Source organism: Tenebrionibacter intestinalis (genome assembly GCF_016632365.1).
In the GTDB taxonomy this organism is placed as follows: domain Bacteria; phylum Pseudomonadota; class Gammaproteobacteria; order Enterobacterales; family Enterobacteriaceae; genus Tenebrionibacter; species Tenebrionibacter intestinalis.
Map to the genome: position 1 here is coordinate 1 of NZ_JAEPBH010000168.1, position 561 is coordinate 561.

Below are 561 nucleotides of genomic sequence, written 5' to 3' on the forward strand. Positions count from 1 at the left end.
TTCGGCAGGGAAAATCCATCGCCCAGCGCATTATTCTCAACAACAATCCCAGCCTATTGGCTGGGATTTATGAGGTTATACAGAATCAGAAGGCGGCTTTTTACGAGTGTTAAATTTATCAATCAGATTAAAGACGATTGTAGCTAAGGTAATAGCTGTTCCTGCTATACAACTAAATACAAGCATCCTTTTTACATGATAAAGTGGGAAAAATAAGTATCCCTTTGTAAGAAAAATAAAGAACGCCCCAACTCCTAAAAGGATAAATCCAAGCGCAATACAAAAAAAACATGAATACATTAATAATTTAATATAAGCAATCATTCTACTTCATCCTTTTGTACTTTATGCGATGGTTTCTTGCTATTTAGTCCGTCTTTAATATACCCACCTAGTACTTCACTACCAAAAGAACCTGTAGCATCAAATATAAAACCAGGTATTTCCTTTCCTGTTACCGAACTTGCAATTCCAGGGGCATATTCCCCGAACACTCCACCAGTCCAGGCACCTACTGCTGCTCCACCAACAGAGCCTATATCAGGCCCGTCTGTAAACACC

The 561-nt window shown here is 38.9% G+C and carries 1 pseudogene; it reads right to left on the reverse strand.

Annotated elements, in window-relative coordinates:
- Positions 1-320: 320 nt before the first annotated feature.
- Positions 321-561: pseudogene (locus JJB97_RS18335) on the reverse strand (adhesin); the annotation flags it as partial.